Origin of the sequence: Paenibacillus sp. EKM211P, assembly GCF_011066175.1 — a bacterium.
Classification (GTDB): domain Bacteria; phylum Bacillota; class Bacilli; order Paenibacillales; family Paenibacillaceae; genus Paenibacillus; species Paenibacillus polymyxa.
In genome coordinates this window covers 1-2,602 of sequence record NZ_JAAMNS010000040.1, presented here as the reverse complement: position 1 = coordinate 2,602, position 2,602 = coordinate 1, and the positions used below count along the sequence as shown (strand labels likewise).

Sequence of the window (2,602 nt, the reverse complement as noted above, 5' to 3'; positions counted from 1 at the left end):
GGGGCTTGCGAAGGAGATTGGCGTTCACGACAACTTCTTCGACATCGGCGGCCACTCCCTGCGGGCGACGACGCTGGCGGGCAAGGTATTTAAGGAATTAAACGTCAACCTGCCGCTGCGCGACGTATTCCGTCACTCGACGATTGCGGCGATGGCTGAGGCGATCGCCCGGATGGAACGGCGGGAGCATGAGGCCATTCCTCAAGCGGAGGAGAGAGAGTACTACCCTCTGTCCTCCGCGCAGAAACGGCTGTTCATTCAGCATACGCTGGATGGAGCGGATCAGCTTTACAACATGCCGGAGTTGGTGCAGGTGGAAGGCGAGTTTGATTTAGACCGGTTGGAAGCCGCCTTGCGGAAATTGATAACACGGCATGAATCGCTGCGCACCGGTTTTGAAATCGTGAAGGGCGAAGCGGTTCAGCGGGTTTACCCGCAGGTCGATTTTGCTATCGAGCATCATCAAGCAGATAAAGAGGATGCGGCTCAAATCGAGCAGATCGTCCGCAGCTTCATTCGTCCGTTTGATCTCGGCAAGCCGCCGCTGCTGCGCGCCGGGGTCATCGAGCTGGAGCCGAACCTGCATATTCTCCTTTTCGACATGCACCATATGGTGTCTGACGGCGTATCGATGGCGATTGTGATCGATGAGTTCTCAAGTTTCTACGCCGGGGAAGAACTGCCGCCACTGCGCATTCAATACAAGGATTATGCCGTTTGGCAGCAGTCGAAGGCCCACCGAGAGCGGATCGGGCGGCAGGAAGCGTACTGGCTGCAAACCTTCGAAGGCGAGCTGCCGACGGCGGACCTGCCGATCGACTACGAACGGTCCGCGGCTCGCAGCTACGAAGGCGCGCATCTGGAGTTCAACGTCGAAGCTTCTCTCTCTGCGCGGCTGCGCGAATTGGCGGCCGAGCGTGAAAGCACGCTGTTCATGGTGCTGCTTGCGGCTTATACCGTGCTGCTGTCCAAGTACAGCGGGCAGGAGGACTTGATCGTGGGCACCCCGGTGGCGGGAAGAACGAACGCCGATTTGGAATCGGTCATCGGGATGTTTGTCAATACGCTGGCGATCCGCAATCGTCCTTCGGGCGACAAGACGTTCTTGTCCTACCTGGAAGAAGTGAAGGAAACGGCTTTGGGTGCTTTCGAGAACCAGGACTATCCATTCGAGGAGCTCGTGGAGCGTTTGAATGTGAAGCGGGAGCCGGGCCGCTTCCCGCTGTTCGATGCCGTTTTCGACTTGCAAAATATCGAAGAACGAGACGCCGAGCTGGAAGGGGTCAGCCTGAAGACTTACGAGCTTGACCATTTAGAAGAAGCGAAGTTCGATCTGACGCTGTTTATGTATGAAAACAACGGGGCGCTGAGCGGGGGCTTCTTCTACGCCACCAAGCTGTTCAAAGAAGCGATGATCCGCACCTTGACCGAGGATTACCTGCGGGTACTGTCTCAAATTGCGGAAAATCCACAACTCGAGCTAAGCCGGATTGAATGCCATAAACCGGCGGCAGGCGCAAAGAGTGCCGTCGATACGATCGAATTCGCGTTCTAATCCTACAAGCGCGCCTCCGCCGTCAAACGAAAGCGGCGCGCATCCCAAGGAAGACGGCGAACAACGTCCAAGCCCGTAAACGCGCAGGCCGAAAGCAAGCTTTTTCGGACCTGCGCCGGGGCATGCGGTCACTTCATTTTTAGGGGAGGTACGAATGAAATCTTTGTTTGAAAAGGAAGAACGGTACTGGAGCGGCAAGTTTGACGCCGATGACAGCCTGAGCTTCCTTCCCTACAGTCAATCCTCCAAATTATCGGCCGACGGGGAAGCTGCGGCCGAGCCGGGTTTGCTTCACCGTACTCTGCCGAGCGAAATCTCGGAGAGAATCATTTGCCTTGCCAACGGTTCGGATTTGGCTTTGTACATGATTGTTTTAGCAGGAGTAAAAAGCCTGCTGTTCAAATATACCGGGCGGGACCAAGTGCTGGTCGGGATGCCTTCTTATAGCGCAGACCCCGACGGGACTCCGCCGCCGCATGACATCTTGGTGATCAAGACGTCCGTAAGCCGCGAGACTACGCTGAGAACGCTGCTCGGGGGCATCAAAGCCTCCATCGGCGAGGCGCTGGAGCATCAGCACCTGCCTTTTCGGAAAATGGTGGAGCCGCTCCATCTGGACTATACGGGGGAGGGTCTCCCGGTCGTCAACACCGTCGCATCCTTCGCCCCGATTCATCCGGAACCGCTGGGTAACCGGGTGGCGGCCGATACGGTTTTTCGCTTCGACCGTCAAAACCACTCCATCGAGCTGGAAATAAGCTTTGACGGGCAGCGGTACGAGCGGGCATTTGTAGAACAGGCGGCCGACCATCTTGTTCGGCTGCTGTCCGCGCTTTTATTTCAGCCGGATCTGGAGCTTGGACAAGCCGATGTGCTGTCCCCGGACGAGAGGGAGACGCTGCTGAAGCGATTTAATGACACCGAAACCGGGTTCGAGCGGGGGAAAACGATTTACGGCTTGTTCGAAGAACAGGCGGAGCTTTACCCGGACAACGTGGCCGCCGTCATGAACGAGCGGCAGCTGACCTACCGCGAGCTGAACGAGCG

At 57.1% G+C, this 2,602-nt stretch carries 2 protein-coding genes; both read left to right on the top strand.

Annotation, left to right across the window (positions count from 1 at the left end; all coding sequences use genetic code 11):
- Nucleotides 1–1,555: condensation domain-containing protein (locus G9G57_RS25220; RefSeq protein ID WP_238799347.1), on the top strand; the 1,555-nt coding region annotated here is incomplete at its 5' end.
- A 154-nt stretch (nucleotides 1,556–1,709) separates the two neighbouring features.
- On the top strand, nucleotides 1,710–2,602 hold an 893-nt coding region (locus tag G9G57_RS25215; protein WP_238799346.1), incomplete at its 3' end, for a condensation domain-containing protein.